Below are 16,962 nucleotides of genomic sequence, written 5' to 3'. Positions count from 1 at the left end.
GTGATAATGTTTGATTAATAAAAATAGATGATGTATCATCTATTTATGCCGTTAAATAGATTTTGGAGGGATTTTTATGAAACAAAGAAAATTAGGTTCACAAGGATTAAGTGTTTCTACTATTGGATTAGGCTGCATGGGGATGAGTAATACCTATGGAAAAGCCACAGACAGTCATTCAATTGCAACATTAAAAGAGGCTGTGGAACAAGGAATAAATTTTTTGGATACGGCAAATGTTTATGGAAACGGACACAATGAACAACTTATTGGAAAAGCACTAAAAGAAATTGAGCAGCCTGTGATGATTGCCAGTAAAAGTGGCATACTCGAAATGCAAATTAGTGAGAAACGTGTGAATGGTAGACCAGAGTATATTAAAGCGGAATGTGAAAAATCTTTACAAAGGTTAGGGTTGGAGACAATCGATTTATATTATTTGCATAGGATAGACCCGGATGTGCCGATAGAGGAGAGTATTGGAGCAATTTCACGTCTAGTTGAAGAAGGAAAAGTGAGGTATGTAGGGATTTCAGAAGCATCTTTAGAGACCATCCAGCGGGCACACAAAACGCATCCTTTGACGGCCGTTCAAAGCGAATACTCATTATGGAGTAGAAGTGTTGAGCAAAAAATAGTGCCATACTTGGTAGAAGAAGGCATCGGATTTGTAGCATATAGCCCACTTGGCAGAGGGTTTTTCGCAGAGGATTTTTCGCTTAAGAAAGAAGAAATGGATGTACGTCAGTATTTACCAAGATTTCAAGGAGAAAACTACGAAGTCAACCGTACACTTTTTGAAAAACTAAATCTGATGGCACAAGAAATGCACGTGAGCACTTCTCAATTGACGCTAGCATGGCTATTAGAAAAAAATCCGACAATAGTGCCGATTCCAGGAAGCAAATCTATCCATCATATTGAAGAAAATATTGCAGCAAGCAACATTCGATTAAACGAGCAAGTAATCCACTCATTAGATGAATTATTTGCTATAGAGAAAATCCAAGGATCCCGCTATCCGGATAGCATGATGAATGAATTAGAGATTTAAACCTAGCAGAAAGGTTAGTTAGACAACGATTTTTCTGCCAATTGTTCTCTTTGTAATATTTTTTTTTCACTAGCTGTTCCAGCAATTTGTTTCGCCAATATTTGATTGAAAGCAGCCGGTTCAATCGCTTCCTGTAACGTCTGAGAAATATGCTCGTTGAATGCCTGTTCTTTTTCTTTGATAGCAGGAAGTAAATCCCGGCCAGCTTTTGTCAGGTGAAGCACTGATCTGCGACTATCAACTAAATCTTTACTTTTATAGATTAATTGATTATTGACGAGTCTTTGAACGAGGCGACTAGGACTTTTTTGTTCGCAAATGAGTAGTTCTCCTAATTCTTTTAAAGAGAGTGGTTCACAGGCTTCTAATACTTGTAAAACTTCACTTTGATTGGGAGTAATACCAAGAGGAGCTAATAATTCAGTGTATTTTTTATTGCCTTCTTTTTGGACACAATTCAGTAAATAACGTAAACGTACAATATCATTCATTTTTTCACATCCAGTAACTTTATTATGGCTTTATCATAACATAATAAAGAGCGGTTATTCTATCTATGAATACTAACTAGGACAAAAAGGAGAGAAAACATGTCAAAATTAAGAAGACTCGGTCAAACGGATTTATATGTGTCAGCACTAGGACTTGGTACGTGGCAATATAGTACAAATGAAGGCAAAAATGGTACGATGTGGGAGAGCGTTGAAGCAGAGACTATTTACGATATCATCAAATTTTCACTGCAAAATGGTATAAATTGGCTTGATACGGCAGAAATCTACGGCAATGGCACTTCTGAAAATTTTATTGGCAATACTTTGCAGCGTTTAAAAAAAGAAGCAGCTCTGTTGCGGGAGCCTCTAATCGCGAGTAAATGGTTCCCACTTGCTCGCGCTGCAAGTTCGATTCCAAAAACTATTGATACCCGACTAAAGTATCTGCAGGTGCCTACGATTGATTTGTATCAGATTCATCAGCCAACCTCCAGATCTTCGTTGGACAAACAAATCGAAGCAATGGTTAAGTTGGCTGAGGCAAATAAAATCAAACAAATCGGAGTGAGTAATTTCACGGCTAAACAGATGATTAAAGCAGATCTGCTACTTAAAGAACGAGGTATGACTTTGGCATCTAATCAGGTGAAGTACAATTTATTGCACAAAAAGCCAGAAAAAAATGGTGTTTTAGAGGCAGCTAAAGAATTGGGAATTACGATTATTGCATATTCTCCCTTACAACAGGGGCTTTTAACAGGTCGTTTCCATGAACAACCAGAAGCCTTAGCCAAAATTAGTCGACTTAGGAAAATCCAATCTCATCTCAATCAAAAGACGATCAAGAGGACACAACCTTTATATGCAGAATTAAAAAAGCTTTCACTTGAATACGGTGTGAGTGTGGCTCAAATTTCGCTTAATTGGTTGATTCATTCACAAGGATCAATGGTTTTGGCGATTCCTGGTGCATCCAAGCTAAAACAAGCGCAAGAAAATATTGGAACATTAGAGTTTACCCTTTCCAATGCACAGTTGAAGAAACTAAGTGCAATTTCGGATTGTCTCTAAAAAATGTGGGCGCTTCGACTTAAAGGTTACTTTGGTCGAAGGGCCCACATTTTTTAGATGATTTTCACTTCAGGAAAAAGAAATCTCAGTACATCCTTGGTTAAGCGCCGAGGGGTACCTTTGTAAGGGTATGTATGCATATGCATAGCAGGATTAAAATTCGCCTCGATGATGCCATAACTTTGACTATTCTTTTGGCAAGGAAGATTCTTATTTGGAATGATGAGATCGATTCCACAAATTTTGGCTCCAAGCGCCGATACTGCTTCAACCGCAATGTTTTTATAAGAGTCATCAAATTTGTCTGTAATATCGATGGAGTCGCCCCCCGTACTGATATTAGAATTTTCCCTTAAATAAACTGTTTCTCCTAGAGCAGGAATACTTGAAAGTTGAAACCCTTGTTCTTTAAGCATCAGTTGTTCCAATTCCCCAAGTCCAATTTTTTCAAGAGGTGCCCGGTGATGAGTTCCTCTTAGGGGGGCATCATTTTTTAAAGTAACCAACTCTTCTACAGTATGAATCCCATCACCTGTCACATTTGCAGGTGTTCGAAGCAGAATTGCGCGCACTTGCCCATCAATTACAAAGAAGCGATATTCAGTTCCAGATAAAAATTCTTCGACTAAAACTTGGTTATCTTCTTTAAAAGCAATTGCCAGCCCAGCTTCATAATCAGCTAAAGCTGCCTCTTCTTTAAAAATAGAAATTCCTAATCCGTAATTAGTTGACTTAGGCTTAATGACAATTGGCGTATGTGCAAAGTACGGAAAAGCTTGTTTTGCTTCGTCAATTGATGAAAATTCTCTTCCAGCTGGCGTCTGAAAACCAGCTTCTGCCAGTAGTTTTTTTGTGACACTTTTATTTTCCATAATAAGTGGTGCAATGTAGGAATCTTTACTCGTCATATTGGCGTTTTTTATGTATTCATGATGCTTTTTATAGCTTAATTTAACAAATTGCTCATGCTCATCTAATATTTCCACAGAAAGCCCAGCTTGGATTGCATCGAAAAGCAAGATTTGGGTGGATAGCTCCATTTTCTCATACCCCGAAAGTTGATAAGGTGTATTTCTTCTTTGTTGCTGATAGTGTTGCCCATATTCTGTAGCAAGTTCAAGTTGAGACTTATTTTCTTTTTTAAGCGTATTAAGCCATCTTCCAGCTAGGGTGTTCTCTGGTTGCTCAAGTGCTCGCTCTGCTGTTTCAATCAAGTCAATATCTGCTTGAGATAAGATAAAAGCATCCGCTAGTTCTTTTAAACAGGAAATGAGCTGTTTTCCAGCCTCGAAAGCTTTTGTCTGAGCAAGTGGCTCCTCAAGTGCAACTTGTTCATTTAAGCGATTGCCCACTTCTAAACTATCTTGAAGCGCCATTTCAGGTTCATCCATCCAAAGCATTGCCATTAAGAAGAGCTGAATGAAGCGTACGGAGGATTCGGTAATGCCCACATTGGAGAATGGATTTAAGTCAAGATTGCGAATTTCTATATAATGGACGCCGTGCGCTTTTAAATCGCTCACTTTTTTTCCGCCACGTAAGCGAACTGGGGCATAAAATTCTTTTTCTTCTGACAGGGTTCCTTGCTCCACGAGTGCTTCAATTTGTGCAACGTAGTGCGCAACAGAGGTATAGTCTCCCTGAACATCAGGATGATTGGTGTAGCCATAATGGCTATTACGCAAACTTCTTACGGGATGAATGGGGACAGATTCGTTTTCACTGAAATAGCCCTCCTCAGCAAGGGGAGAAGCCCCTAATAGATAAGTAATCAACCATCTGTGCCGAAGATAATTACGTGTGGTTTTTAAATAAATATAGCTACGTAGTTCCTCAATTGTCTGAAAGGTAGTTTGAGCTTGGAAAAGTTTTTGAATAAATATAGGAGTAAATTCAAAGTTATAATGGACACCACTGACCATCTGTTTTCGTTTGCCATATTCTTTGGCTAAATAGCGCCGGTATAACACATCTTCAAAGGCCTCTAATTTGGCAATTTTTATTTTTTTTTCATCTTTTGGCAGAACTGGGGGCATGCTTAAAGTCCAAAGCATTTCTTGAGCATCCATCGAGCGAAGCGCAACGTCGTGTAACGCAGTCAATTGTCTCACGACTTCGTGGGCGGAGTTTGCCACTGGTGTAATCAGCTCCATTTGTGTTTCACTGAAATCAGTTTGGATTGTAGGATGATAACTGCGGTTACCCAAAGTTTTAGGGTGGTCTGTATGAGCTAGGGTTCCTTCTAATGTGACCCGTTGACTTTCTTTTTCAATGCCAATGCGCATATCTTGAAATAAAGGACGGACTTCTTCTGTTAGTAGTGCTTTTTTTAGTGTCTTCATTTGAGTTTCCCTCGCTTTAATTTCTCTAAAGATAGAGAAAAAGTTAACAATCATTTGTTTTTTTTATTATAGCATTTTGGACAAAAAAACAATATTATTCTGTATTAAAAAAGTGGTATTACTTTTTAGAAAGGCCAAACTTTGACCAAAAACTTTGCTTTTTAGGTGGGGGAGTTTCTTCTGTCGGAGTGGTTAATTCTTGATAGTCAGCTAGTTGAATGTTTTCTAAATGCATGGCGTAAGATGCAGCATAAACAAGCCCGGTTGTCTCTTCCGTAGTAGATCCTTGTGTTGTAACGAATCGAAAGGGACAATTTAGCTGCTTGGCCACTTTGAGGTACTCAGCTTGTAGAGCGCCGTCTAAATCACCATTTAGATAGAGTTGATGATCAGGGTATTTTTCGATTACATTTTTAACAGTATCTAATGGGTTCTTTTCCATCATTTCTTTCATTGTTATAACAAGAATGACGCGTTCGCGGAAATTTCCTAGAAACTTTTTTTTCTCTTCAGGTTTTAGCTGTGGGGCTCCGTAAAGCCCTTTTTCTAAATAGTCTTGTACATCTTTTTCAGCCATTAAAAAAACCCCTTTCATTTAACTTAAGTATAGCATATCCATGGAATTTCTTGGAGATTTTCGTAATGATGCTTACTTGAAGTGGGAGCAGTAACTAGCGTATAATGGAGAACATATCTTAAGCTGAAAGAAGGGTTTTTTTATGGGAAAAAGAGAACATACAGTAAATCCGTGGTTGGTTTTGGCAGAAAATAATCATTTAGAGACAAAAAGATTACGATTAAGGCCGGTAACATTGGCAGATGCTGCGGCTATGTACCAGTATGCATCGGATGATGAAACAGTACGTTTTGTATTCCCGAAGCATACTTCAATAGAATGTACGAAAAAAGAGATTGCTAGCTACTTTTTGAAAGAACCACTTGGAAAATATGGAATAGAGTTGAAAGAAAATAATGTGTTCATAGGAACGGTTGATTTAAGAATGATTCAGCTTTTTTGCGCAGAAATTGGGTATACGCTTAATAAAGCATACTGGGGACATGGTTATATGCCAGAAGCTTGTGAAGTGCTAAAAAAATTAGCCTTTGAACAATTGAAAATCAGTCGCTTACAAGCGGTCCATGATGCCAGAAATCCTAAATCAGGCCGAGTGATGGAAAAAATCGGCATGAAAAAAGAGGGGCTGTTGAGACAAAGTAGTGAGCGAAAAGGCGAAATAGTGGATGATTGGATGTATAGTATGACGTTAGGGGAATATCAACAATGAGTTCATTAGATAAACATATGTTTACACAAGATGATTTTTCAGTCTTTACTATAGAAGGATTAGAAAATAGAATGCAGGCGATTCGTCAGCAAATTCAGCCTAAATTTCAGTATTTAGACGAAAAATTTATACAGGAACTGGCACCACTGATACACCATGAGCTGCCTATTCATATTGCCCAACATAGACGCAGAACTACCTATGCACCAGAAAGTACATGGTCTGCGATGGGAGGGGACGCGCGTGGCTACAAGAAGTATCCCCATTTTCAATTGGCCATTAATGATGAGTTTATTGCGATGTGGCTTTCGTTTATTGACAATCCAGAGTTTGAAAAAGAAATTGCGGCGGCTTTTTTAGTGGATTTAGATTGCATCAACTCACTGCCAGCTGATTTTGTTCTATCACCAGATCATACGGTTAACAAAGTGTATCCAATAGCTGATATTGAAGTCGAAAAGTACGTCACAAGGTTTAAAGATGTGAAAAAAGGTGAGTTGCAGCTAGGTCGCATCATCAAAAAAGAAGACGAATTATTGGCAAGACCAGAAGCTGCATTTGCGTTCATGTTAGAAACCTATCAATTACTCGTCCCAATTTATCAAAAGGCGAATCAAGTTCGAACAAGAGTGAAATATTAAATACAAAAATGTTTTTTATATTTTGAAAAAGAAAAAACGAACGAATGAAAAAGCACTAACCATAAGGGATAGGGCTTTTTTCTTTTTTTAAAGCAAAAAAAGAAAACGTTTTAGTTTGTTGGAGTGGAAGTTTTTTTTAAAAGGATGATATAATCTCAAAGAATCTTGGAGGTGAAAAAGTGAAACAAATAAAAGACGCAACTTTTTGGGCAGAAAAAATCAAAACAAAAGAACTTTCTCCCGAAGAGTTGCACAGACAAATTGCACAGACCATCCAGACAAAAAACACAAAACTAAATGCGATGGTTGAAATAGAATCCATGTTAAAGCTGCAAAAAGAAAACCAAAAGATACATATTATAGAAAATACACCATTTGGTGGGGTGCCAATTCCCTTGAAAATATTGGGTCAAGAAAAGAAGGGATGGAAGAATACTGCTGGATCAAGACTATTTAAGGATACTATCAGTCTTCAAACAAGCCATTTTGTCAAAAAAATTGAAGCATTAGGCTTTTACCCATTTGGTCAAACCAATGCTCCAGAGTTTGGGTTTAAGAATATTACGGACCCAACTTTATATGGTAAGACAAAAAATCCATGGAACATCGAGCATCATGCAGGTGGTTCGAGTGGTGGTGCAGCCGCTGCTGTTGCAAGCGGGATGTATCCGTTAGCGCTGGCTAGTGATGGGGGCGGCTCCATTAGAATCCCAGCTTCTTTTAACGGACTGATTGGTTTAAAACCAACCAGAGGATCCATGCCAGTTGGACCAAATGGCTGGAGATCTTGGCAAGGCGCTTCGATTAATTTTGCCTTAACAGTCTCAATGAGGGACACGGAAACTTTATTTTGGCATCTTCAGGGCAGTCAAAAAGAAGCAGCTTACCAAGCACCCTTTTATAGTCAAGAAAAAAGAAAAGGTCCCTTGAAAATAGCTTGCTGTGTCGATTCTCCTATCAAAAGCACAGTCTCTTGTGCTGCTCAAGCCGCCTTTAAACAAGCCAAAGATTTCCTAAGCCGACATGAAGAATTTCAGCTAGAAGAAATTGCATATCCAGTAGATGGCTTTGCACTCATTCACAGCTATTACGTGATGAATGGTGCAGAAACAGCTGCGATGTTTCGCAGTATTGAAGCAAGTATGGGGCGTGCTTTGACGATGGCTGATATGGAGGAAATGACGTGGGTACTGTATCAATATGGAAAAAAAATTCAGGCGAGCGAGTACATTCAAGCGCTTAATTTGTGGGACCACGCAACTGTTCAAATGGAACAATTGTTCCAGAAATATGATTTGTTTTTGAGCCCGACCACAGCAGATTATGCCCCCACGATTGCTTGTGATTTGCAAAGTGCGACACTGCGAGAAACATTTAAACAGGCGGAAGAATTGTCTAAAAAGGAGTTAGAGCAGTTAGTGTACGCGATGTTTGATAAGAGCTTGCAGATTACGCCGTATACGCAATTGGCGAACCTGACAGGACAACCTGCAATTAGTTTGCCAACGTCTTTGTCTAAAAGGGGTTTGCCTATTGGAATCCAATTCATGGCATCAAAAGGTCAAGAAGACTTACTTTTTCAAATTGGAAAATCTTTCGAGCAGGAAAATCAATTTTGCTTACCAGCATATTATCAATAAAAAGGAGTAGAAAATGAAAAGTAAAAAAAGCCTAATAAGTGTACTATTTTTTCTGACATTGGTGATAATTTCAGGATGTAAAGCACAAACAAGTGAGCAAGATAACAGTTGGCAAAAAGTGTCAAAAAGTAATCAGTTGACCGTTGCAACTGCGGGAACGTTATTTCCAGCATCTTATCATGATAAAAATAATCAGCTCACAGGGTATGATGTTGAAGTGATTAAAGAGGTAGCAAAACGTTTGGATATAAACGTGACATTTAAGGAAAGTAATATTGACGGGATGCTAGCTGCACTCCAAAACGGCTCAGCTGATTTAGCAGCCAATGACTTTTCGCTTAATAAAACACAATCTAAAAAATTTGTTTTGTCGAGCCCTATCAAATATTCATTTGGGAGTATGGTTGTTCGAAAAAGTGATGATTCGGGGATTCAGTCTTTAAAGGATTTAAAAGGAAAAAAAGCTGCTGGGGAAGCAACAACGAATTATATGAAAATTGCTGAAAAATTCGGGGCAAAACTGGTTAGCTATGATAATGCCACTAACGATCAGTATTTAACCGACGTGGCGAATGGACGAACAGACGTGATCTTAAATGATTACTATCTTCAAAAAATGGCTTTAGGTGCGTTGCCAGATGTACCAGTTAAAATTTTAAAGGATGTTTACTACAATCCGACGCATTCAGGATTTTTATTAAAAAAGGAGAATCAAGCATTGCGAAAAAAAATCAATCAAACGATTAAAACAATGCGAGAAGACGGAACACTCACAAAGATTTCACAAAAATTCTTTTATGCAGATGTAACCAAAGAACCAAATATTGAAATAAAAACAACAGTGGATGTAAATTAGGGGAGTTGAAAAATGTATATTCCAACGATTAACTTTCAGCTATTACTAGAATCTATTCCATTTGTTCTTTCGGGACTGCCCTTTACGCTTGGAATTGCATGTTTTGCTTTTATAATGGGAAATATAGTTGGAATTGGACTAATGGTCTTAGGTTTTTTTGCTCCAAAATGGGGACGTAGCTTGATTCGGTTGTACTTGTCTTTTTTTCGAGGCGTTCCGGGTCTGGTCTTACTGTTTTTATTATACTTTGCCCTACCTTATCGCTTGAGTGCCTTGCAAGCTAGTTGTATCTGTTTTACACTCACCAGTAGTGCCTTTATCGGGGAAATTTATCGTGGCTCGGTTCAAGGAGTCAGTCATGGACAGTGGGATGCAGCCAGTGCGTTGGGACTTTCAAGAAAAACGATTCTACTCAAGATTATCTTGCCACAAGCTTTTCGCATATCTGTTCCAGCCCTTGGCAATGTGGCGATGGATTTATTGAAGAGTACGTCTTTGGCAGCCATGATTACAGTTCCTGAGATTTTTCAAAAAGCGAAAATTGTTGGTGGGCGTGAATTTGACTATTTGACGATGTATATTTTAGTAGCACTGATTTACTGGGGCTTATGTGTCGGGATTGGACAAATTCAAGCTGTTATCGAAAAAAAATTACAACCATTTGCAAGTTAAAGCAAAAAAAAAAGAACAGCCAATTTGGCTGTTCTTTTTTGAATAGGAATTCTTACATAATGTTGTTGTAGAATTCAACGATAAGCGCTTCGTCGATTTCAGCGTAAAGTTCTTCACGCTCTGGAAGACGAGTTAGGCTACCTTCTAGTTTTTCAGCATCAAAGCTAACAAAAGCAGGGCGACCAATTGCTGATTCAGCAGCTACTTTGATTACTTCGATATTTTGAGATTTTTCACGGATAGAAATTACTTGTCCAACTTGAACGCGGTAAGAAGGGATATCTACGCGTTTGCCATCAACAGTAACATGACCATGATTTACAAGCTGACGAGCTTGACGACGTGTAGTTGCAAGACCTAAACGGTAAACAACATTATCTAAACGTTGTTCTAGTAAAATCATAAAGTTAACACCGTGTTTACCTTCTTTGATTTGACCAGCTTGTACGAATAAGTTACGGAATTGACGTTCGTTCATGCCATACATGTTACGTAATTTTTGTTTTTCAGCCATTTGCATACCATATTCTGATAATTTGTTACGGCTGTTTGGTCCGTGTTGACCTGGTGCATAAGGGCGACGTGCTAATTCTTTCCCTGTACCAGATAAAGAGATTCCTAGACGACGTGAAACTTTCCAACTTGGTCCTGTATAACGAGACATTAAAAATTCCTCCAATAAATTTATTTGGAGTAAAATAATCCCATGAAAAGTAAAAATACGTTCAGTTGATTCTTCAATCTTCACCTTTGCAGCCGCGGTTACGCAATTAAACCCAAACGGGGCAACCAACTGTTGACGTGATTTTTCGATTCTTGCTGCATTATTTTACACAATGGTAATTATACCGATAACTTCTGTAAAAGTCAATTTTTATATGAGAAATAATAGCGACTTATGAATGGTTAATGAGAAGGGAATGGTAAAATTCTGTGTTTTCACTTTAGAATAAATGTAAAAATGAAAGCGCATTGAAAACTAGTGAAAAATTTCATTTTTAGGTAGACAAATAGCAAGTAGGTGTTTAAAATAATAGATGATTTAGAAGTAAAAAGATAATTAAAAGGAGCACAAAGATGAAACATATTTCAGGTCTTATGGAAAATATCGATTATTCAATCGATAAAAAGATGGATTTGTTCAGCAAAAGCAAAAGTCGTTACTTCATTCGTGCGATTTTGGCGTGTTTATTTTTGACCCTTGGAACCGCGGTAGCGTTCGCCATTGCGATGAAAGGGGAAGACATTACACATGGTCTAGGCAAAATGCTTTATGCATTTATGTTTAGTTGGTCGCTTGTCATGATTGTGTATATGGATGCCGAACTTGGAACGTCTAATATGATGTATATGACAATTGGGGTTTACACGAAAAAAACGCCATTATCTACAGCACTAAAAATTTTATTTTCTTGTGTATTGTTCAATTTAATTGGTGGGTTAGTATTTGGTTATCTTGTTTCTCTAACCGGTCCTTTCCAAAATTTAACACCAGATAACTATTTGTTTACAGCGATTGCTGGAAAATTAGAGAAATCTACATTGCAAATTTTTATTGAAGGAATATTTGCAAATATTGTAGTAAACACAGCGGTCATTGCGACTTTGCGCATGAAAGATGATGGTGCGAAAGTCGCAAGTACAATCTTCATTATTTTCATTTTCGCTTTTTTAGGCTTCGAACACGTTATCGCCAACTTCCCAGCTTTTACACTTGCTTATTTTGCTTCGCATGGGACACTTGCAGCGATGACTACTGCAAGTATCCTCCACAACTTGTGTTTTGCTTTCTTAGGAAACTTTGTCGGTGGCGGGCTTATTATAGGACTTGGCTATGCTTGGCTGAACAACAAAGAAACTACGTATTTAGATTAATGTTATAAAAATAAAATGCAATATAAGAAAGGCCGTAGCTACTTTTTCGGACCTTTCTTTTTTTTTGGACAACTATTTGTTATAATGAATGAAAGCCCTTACTTTTTGATGAGAAAGGAGAAATTATGAAGAAAAAATTAATTGCATTTGATTTGGATGGTACCTTATTGGATAGTAAAAAAAGGATAACGAACAAGACAAAATTAGCCTTAAAAAGGTTGCGTGAAGCAGGTCATTTGGTTACGATTGCAACTGGTAGAAGCTTACCTTTGTCCATAGAAGTAATCAAAGAAGGAGACTTTGATCATTACGTTTTGTGTAATGGTGCACTAGCTTATGTAAAACATCAAGTGGTCTACCAAAATCCACTTGATAGACAGGCGTTTAAGCGCCTACTGCAAGCAACACAGGAAAAAGGCATCGATTTGGCCTATCAAAATATGGATGCCATCTATCGTCATTCTGATTTTGATAGAAAAAAAATGGAACGTGCTATGTTTAGCTTTGGGGCTTGTGTTCCACCAAAGAAATCTTTTAGTGAAAACAAAAAAACGATTTACCAAGCGCTAGCTTTTTATGGAGAGAATCAAGAGGGAATATTTTCCTCAGAGTTTCCCGAGTTTCGTTTTGTTCGCTGGCACGAGGAGGCGGTGGATGTTTTGCCTCATGATGGCTCAAAAGCGCAAGCCTTGTTGCATATGGCAAACAACCAAGGGATTCACCAAGAAGATATTATTGCTTTTGGCGATGGTGAAAATGATCGTGAGATGCTTCAGCTTGCTGGAACAGGTATTGTCATGGGGAATGCAACGGATGATCTGAAAAAAATTGGCGATTATGTGACGGAAAGCCACGATGAAGAAGGAATTTTTCAAGCACTTGAAGCACTCCATATCTTAGAATGAGTCGGTGAGAACATCTGCTTCCTTTTTGCTGAAAATACAACCATTTTTTGTCAAGAGAAAGTAAAAAGTCTAGGACATAACTTTTGCGTTGTGTCCTAGACTCTTAGTATCCAGATAAATAGTGGGAGCAGCAAAATCCACTCTTGCTTATTCGTTGGAATGAAAACTTTATACCCCAACTTCATACTTAGAAAAGATTATTCAATTACAAGTACGCCTTCTTTTAATGTAAGAGGTGCCTTGGTATTGATGTGGTCGTAAAACATAATCCCATTAGTATGATCAATTTCATGCTGTACCACAATTGCTTCGTAGCCTTTGAAGCGTTTTTTTTGTTTGTTTCCTTGTGCATCCTCATAGGTTACGGTTATTTTATTATGGCGTACAACATACCCTGGAACATCACGATCTACAGATAAACAGCCTTCACCATCTGCTAGACACGCCTCTTGAACAGAGTGGCTGATCACTTTAGGATTGAACATCACAGTATCCAAAGTAGGTTCTGGATTTTTCGGATCCATGCTCGGAACAAGAAGAGCAATGATTCTTTTGGAAACATCCAATTGAGGTGCTGCTAAGCCAACCCCACCACGTAAACCATATTTTTCAGCAAGAACTGGGTCTTGACTATTTGTTAAAAAAGTTTGCATTTCTTCGGCTAATTTTCGGTCTTCATCTGATAGAGGAAAGGGAACGTCTTCGGCCACTTTTCGAAGCGTAGGGTTTCCTTCTCGAATGATGTCTTTCATTGTAATCAAATTATGTCTTCCTTTCAATTGCAGTTCAAACCATTTTTTATAGGAATGGAATGCATCAAATTCTATTAGTAGTATAACATATTTGCATAAATTCTGACTACTGATCGAAGGCAAGAGAATCTGTTCAAGGAACGAAAATTCTATTTATTTTTCTTGATTTTTAGCGTTAAATCCTGTAGAGTAAACGTGTATGGTATAAGACTGTACCGCCTGTTACTTGGTTTTTCGAATCACCAACGATTTACTCAGTTATAGGGTGAAATTTGATGAAAGAGGTGGAATACATGGCTATTTCAAAAGAAAGAAAAAACGAAATTATGACTAAGTTTGCTCGTCATGAAGGGGATACTGGTTCTCCAGAAGTACAAATTGCTGTATTGACAGAAGAAATCAACCACTTAAATGAGCATGCTCGTGTTCACAAAAAAGATCACCATTCTTATCGTGGACTAATGAAAAAAGTTGGTCATCGTCGTAACTTATTAGCTTATTTACGTAAAACTGATGTTCAACGTTACCGTGAATTAATCCAAAGTTTAGGATTACGTCGTTAATATCTGTAATGGGAAGTGAGGTTCGTTAGGATCTCGCTTTCTTTTCATGTTTGTAGACAAAAAGAAGCAAGAAACAAGCCAAAACGTGAGATGTGACACTACTATGCAAATGGGAGTGCCTTTATAAAAAGACGTTCCCATTTGTTTAGTAGCACAGGTTCACGGGTTTGGAAAAGAAGGAGAAAAGAAAATGAGTACAGAAAAAAAAGTATTTAGCACGAACTGGGGCGGACGTTCTCTAAGTGTTGAAGTTGGACAATTAGCAAAACAAGCGAATGGAGCAGTTCTAGTTCGTTATGGTGACACAGCGGTTTTGACAGCAGCTGTTGCATCAAAAGAAGCAAAAGATGTTGATTTTTTTCCGTTAACAGTGAACTACGAAGAAAAAATGTACGCAGTAGGTAAAGTCCCAGGCGGATTTATCAAAAGAGAAGGCAGACCAAGTGAAAAAGCTACCCTGACTGCTCGATTGATTGATCGTCCGATTCGTCCGATGTTTGCAGAAGGCTTTCGTAATGAAGTTCAAGTCACCAATATTGTGATGAGTGTAGAGCAAGACTGTACACCAGAAATGTCAGCTATGTTAGGTTCTTCTCTAGCGTTATGCGTATCTGATATTCCTTTTAATGGCCCAATTGCGGGAGTGGATGTGGGTCGTGTTGATGGAGAATTTGTACTGAATCCAACGGTTGAACAAGCTGAAAAAAGTGACATTCATCTAAGCGTTGCAGGTACAAAAGATGCAATCAATATGGTTGAAAGTGGTGCAGCTGAAGCCTCAGAAGAAGATATGTTAGCGGCTCTTTTATTCGGACATGCTGCTATCAAAGAGCTTGTAGCCTTTCAAGAAGAAATTATGCATGCTGTGGGCAAGGAAAAAATGGAGATTCAATTACTTCAGATTGATGCTGATTTAGAAAAAGAAGTCAATGACGCACATATGCCGGCTATGACTGCAGCTATTCAAACAGAAGAAAAATTAGCTCGTGAAGATGCTATTGAAGCAGTCAAAAACGACGTATACGCTCTTTATGAAGAAAAATTTGCAGAAGATGCAGAAGCAACGAAAAAACTAAAAGAAGTTCGCCAAATCCTAGAAAATATGGAAAAAAACGAAGTTCGTCGTTTAATTACAGTTGAAAAAATCCGACCTGATGGCCGTAAAATTGATGAAATTCGTCCTCTTGCTGGAGAAGTTGGCCTACTTCCTCGTGTCCATGGTTCTGGTTTGTTTACTCGTGGGCAAACGCAAGCTCTATCTGCTTGTACACTAGCACCGCTTGGAGAACATCAAATTATTGATGGATTGGGTGTAGAAGACAGCAAACGTTTTATTCATCATTATAATTTCCCACAATTTTGTGTGGGTTCAACGGGCCGTTCTGGTTCCCCAGGTCGACGTGAGATTGGACACGGAGCATTAGGAGAACGGGCACTTTCTCAAGTGATTCCATCTGAAAGCGAATTTCCTTATACGATTCGTTTAGTTGCTGAGGTTTTAGAATCCAACGGTTCATCTTCTCAAGCAAGTATTTGTGCAGGAACGTTAGCGCTTATGGATGCAGGTGTTCCAATTAAAGCGCCAGTTGCTGGGATTGCTATGGGACTTGTCAAAAATGATGAAGACTATACTGTCTTGACAGATATTCAAGGCTTGGAAGATCATTTAGGAGACATGGACTTTAAAGTAGCAGGAACCAAAGATGGAATTACTGCTCTACAAATGGACATCAAGATTGATGGAATTACCGAACAAATCTTAACTGAAGCACTTATGCAGGCGAAAAAAGCTCGTATGGAAATTTTAGAGGTCTTAACCAACACGCTTTCTGCTCCTCGTGAAGAATTGAGTGAGTATGCGCCTAAGATTGAAATGATGACAATTAAACCTGCAAAAATCAAAGATGTCATTGGTAAAGGTGGAGACACAATCAATGGAATCATTGAAGAGACCGGAGTTAAGATTGACATTGACCAAGATGGTAATGTCAGCATCGCTTCTGCTGATGCGCAAATGATCAAACGTGCAAAACAAATCATCGAAGAATTAACCAAAGAAATTGAAATCGGGCATGTTTACAAGGGGAAAGTTGTCCGCATTGAAAAATTTGGTGCATTCGTGAATATTGCCAAAGGTAAAGATGCACTTGTCCATATTTCTCAACTTGCTCACGAACGCGTGAACAAAGTAGAAGATATTTTGAAAATGGGTCAAATGCTAGATGTGAAAGTAACGGAAATTGACAAACAAGGTCGTGTCAATGCATCAAGGAAGGCTTTGATTAAAGAAGAGCCAAAAGAAGAAAGTACAGCGCAACAAGAAGCTGCTTCAAAGTAGAAAAATAAAAAGAATAGCAAAAGTGTAAATTCAACAGTTTTTTTATGTTGGATTTACACTTTTTTATTTGTTGTAATGCTAAAAAAGCTGAATTGCGTCTGAAAAAGAGAAATTATTGGCAGGTTTCATTTGAAAAATCACAGATTACTTACAAACGTCTATAAAAATAAATATAATTTTTGTTTGATTATATATTTTATTTTTTTAAAAAAAAGCTTTTTTAAAGGCTTTTTTTTATATAAGCAAAAAACAGGTGTTGAAAAGTTATTTTTTTGTTTATTTTTAAAAATAAAGAGTATGATCGAATTGAAGCGAACACGTATTTTAAAATTCGGATGTCTGTGTTAGGACTTTGTAATATAGTACAAAAAAACTTCTTTCAAAAAAAACGAGTGAATAATAGAGGGGAAAGAAAGGGAGGTCAACAGACTATATTGAACCGCTAATTATCTGTTATCTTTTAGGAGTAAGTT

Annotated in this window: 16 protein-coding genes; 11 read left to right on the top strand and 5 right to left on the bottom strand. The window is 37.9% G+C overall.

Annotation, left to right across the window (positions count from 1 at the left end; translation table 11 throughout):
- Window positions 1–76: 76 nt before the first annotated feature.
- The gene (locus CBF30_RS09925; RefSeq protein WP_126826110.1) at window positions 77–1,054 is read left to right on the top strand and encodes an aldo/keto reductase; all 978 of its coding nucleotides are present in this window, start codon (window positions 77–79) and stop codon (window positions 1,052–1,054) included.
- Window positions 1,055–1,068: 14 nt separating this feature from the next.
- Here the strand turns inward: CBF30_RS09925 and CBF30_RS09920 are convergent, their stop codons facing one another.
- A complete protein-coding gene (locus CBF30_RS09920; RefSeq protein ID WP_126826105.1) occupies window positions 1,069–1,545 on the bottom strand; it encodes a MarR family winged helix-turn-helix transcriptional regulator in 477 nt (158 codons plus the stop codon).
- 99 nt (window positions 1,546–1,644) lie between these two features.
- Between CBF30_RS09920 and CBF30_RS09915 the strand changes: the two genes are divergently transcribed.
- Window positions 1,645–2,619: an aldo/keto reductase gene (locus CBF30_RS09915; RefSeq protein WP_126826087.1), complete on the top strand. Its 975-nt coding sequence runs from the start codon at window positions 1,645–1,647 to the stop codon at window positions 2,617–2,619.
- Between the two features lie 53 nt (window positions 2,620–2,672).
- On the opposite strand, the gene gshAB is transcribed toward CBF30_RS09915, so the two are convergent.
- Window positions 2,673–4,961, bottom strand: a complete 2,289-nt coding sequence (gene gshAB / locus CBF30_RS09910; protein ID WP_126826084.1) for a bifunctional glutamate--cysteine ligase GshA/glutathione synthetase GshB — start codon at window positions 4,959–4,961, stop codon at window positions 2,673–2,675.
- A gap of 118 nt (window positions 4,962–5,079) precedes the next feature.
- Window positions 5,080–5,538, bottom strand: coding sequence for a YueI family protein (locus tag CBF30_RS09905; RefSeq protein WP_170169005.1), 459 nt, complete (start codon window positions 5,536–5,538; stop codon window positions 5,080–5,082).
- Between the two features lie 142 nt (window positions 5,539–5,680).
- Here CBF30_RS09905 and CBF30_RS09900 point away from each other — a divergent pair, with 142 nt between their 5' ends.
- The 5 genes from CBF30_RS09900 to CBF30_RS09880 all read left to right on the top strand — a co-directional run bounded on the left by CBF30_RS09900 (window position 5,681) and on the right by CBF30_RS09880 (window position 10,056).
- Complete coding sequence (locus tag CBF30_RS09900) at window positions 5,681–6,247, top strand: GNAT family N-acetyltransferase (RefSeq protein WP_126826078.1); 567 nt, start codon at window positions 5,681–5,683, stop codon at window positions 6,245–6,247.
- Window positions 6,248–6,264: 17 nt separating this feature from the next.
- Window positions 6,265–6,888, top strand: a complete 624-nt coding sequence (locus CBF30_RS09895; protein ID WP_126826393.1) for a DUF1054 family protein — start codon at window positions 6,265–6,267, stop codon at window positions 6,886–6,888.
- 188 nt (window positions 6,889–7,076) lie between these two features.
- On the top strand, window positions 7,077–8,528 hold the full coding sequence (locus tag CBF30_RS09890) for an amidase (RefSeq protein ID WP_126826391.1): 1,452 nt from the start codon (window positions 7,077–7,079) through the stop codon (window positions 8,526–8,528).
- Window positions 8,529–8,541: 13 nt separating this feature from the next.
- Window positions 8,542–9,384, top strand: coding sequence for a transporter substrate-binding domain-containing protein (locus tag CBF30_RS09885; protein ID WP_126826074.1), 843 nt, complete (start codon window positions 8,542–8,544; stop codon window positions 9,382–9,384).
- A 12-nt stretch (window positions 9,385–9,396) separates the two neighbouring features.
- On the top strand, window positions 9,397–10,056 hold the full coding sequence (locus CBF30_RS09880; RefSeq protein WP_126826071.1) for an amino acid ABC transporter permease: 660 nt from the start codon (window positions 9,397–9,399) through the stop codon (window positions 10,054–10,056).
- 52 nt (window positions 10,057–10,108) lie between these two features.
- On the opposite strand, the gene rpsD is transcribed toward CBF30_RS09880, so the two are convergent.
- A complete protein-coding gene (gene rpsD, locus CBF30_RS09875) occupies window positions 10,109–10,720 on the bottom strand; it encodes a 30S ribosomal protein S4 (RefSeq protein WP_126826068.1) in 612 nt (203 codons plus the stop codon).
- 413 nt (window positions 10,721–11,133) lie between these two features.
- On the opposite strand from rpsD, the gene CBF30_RS09870 reads away from it, so the two are divergent.
- A complete protein-coding gene (locus CBF30_RS09870; RefSeq protein WP_126826065.1) occupies window positions 11,134–11,931 on the top strand; it encodes a formate/nitrite transporter family protein in 798 nt (265 codons plus the stop codon).
- 125 nt (window positions 11,932–12,056) lie between these two features.
- A complete protein-coding gene (locus tag CBF30_RS09865; protein ID WP_126826059.1) occupies window positions 12,057–12,836 on the top strand; it encodes an HAD family hydrolase in 780 nt (259 codons plus the stop codon).
- 197 nt (window positions 12,837–13,033) lie between these two features.
- On the opposite strand, the gene def is transcribed toward CBF30_RS09865, so the two are convergent.
- Complete coding sequence (gene def / locus CBF30_RS09860; RefSeq protein ID WP_126826056.1) at window positions 13,034–13,597, bottom strand: peptide deformylase; 564 nt, start codon at window positions 13,595–13,597, stop codon at window positions 13,034–13,036.
- Between the two features lie 284 nt (window positions 13,598–13,881).
- Between def and rpsO the strand changes: the two genes are divergently transcribed.
- Together rpsO and pnp are read left to right on the top strand one after the other, a co-directional pair.
- Entirely contained in the window at window positions 13,882–14,151 is a 270-nt protein-coding gene (rpsO, locus tag CBF30_RS09855; RefSeq protein ID WP_126826388.1) for a 30S ribosomal protein S15, read from the top strand.
- A 190-nt stretch (window positions 14,152–14,341) separates the two neighbouring features.
- Window positions 14,342–16,489, top strand: coding sequence for a polyribonucleotide nucleotidyltransferase (pnp, locus tag CBF30_RS09850; RefSeq protein ID WP_126826053.1), 2,148 nt, complete (start codon window positions 14,342–14,344; stop codon window positions 16,487–16,489).
- The last annotated feature ends 473 nt before the right edge of the window (window positions 16,490–16,962 follow it).

This window comes from Vagococcus entomophilus, from assembly GCF_003987595.1.
In the GTDB taxonomy this organism is placed as follows: domain Bacteria; phylum Bacillota; class Bacilli; order Lactobacillales; family Vagococcaceae; genus Vagococcus_E; species Vagococcus_E entomophilus.
The sequence above is the reverse complement of the archived record's forward strand: the minus strand, read 5'-3'. Positions and strand labels throughout refer to the sequence as shown.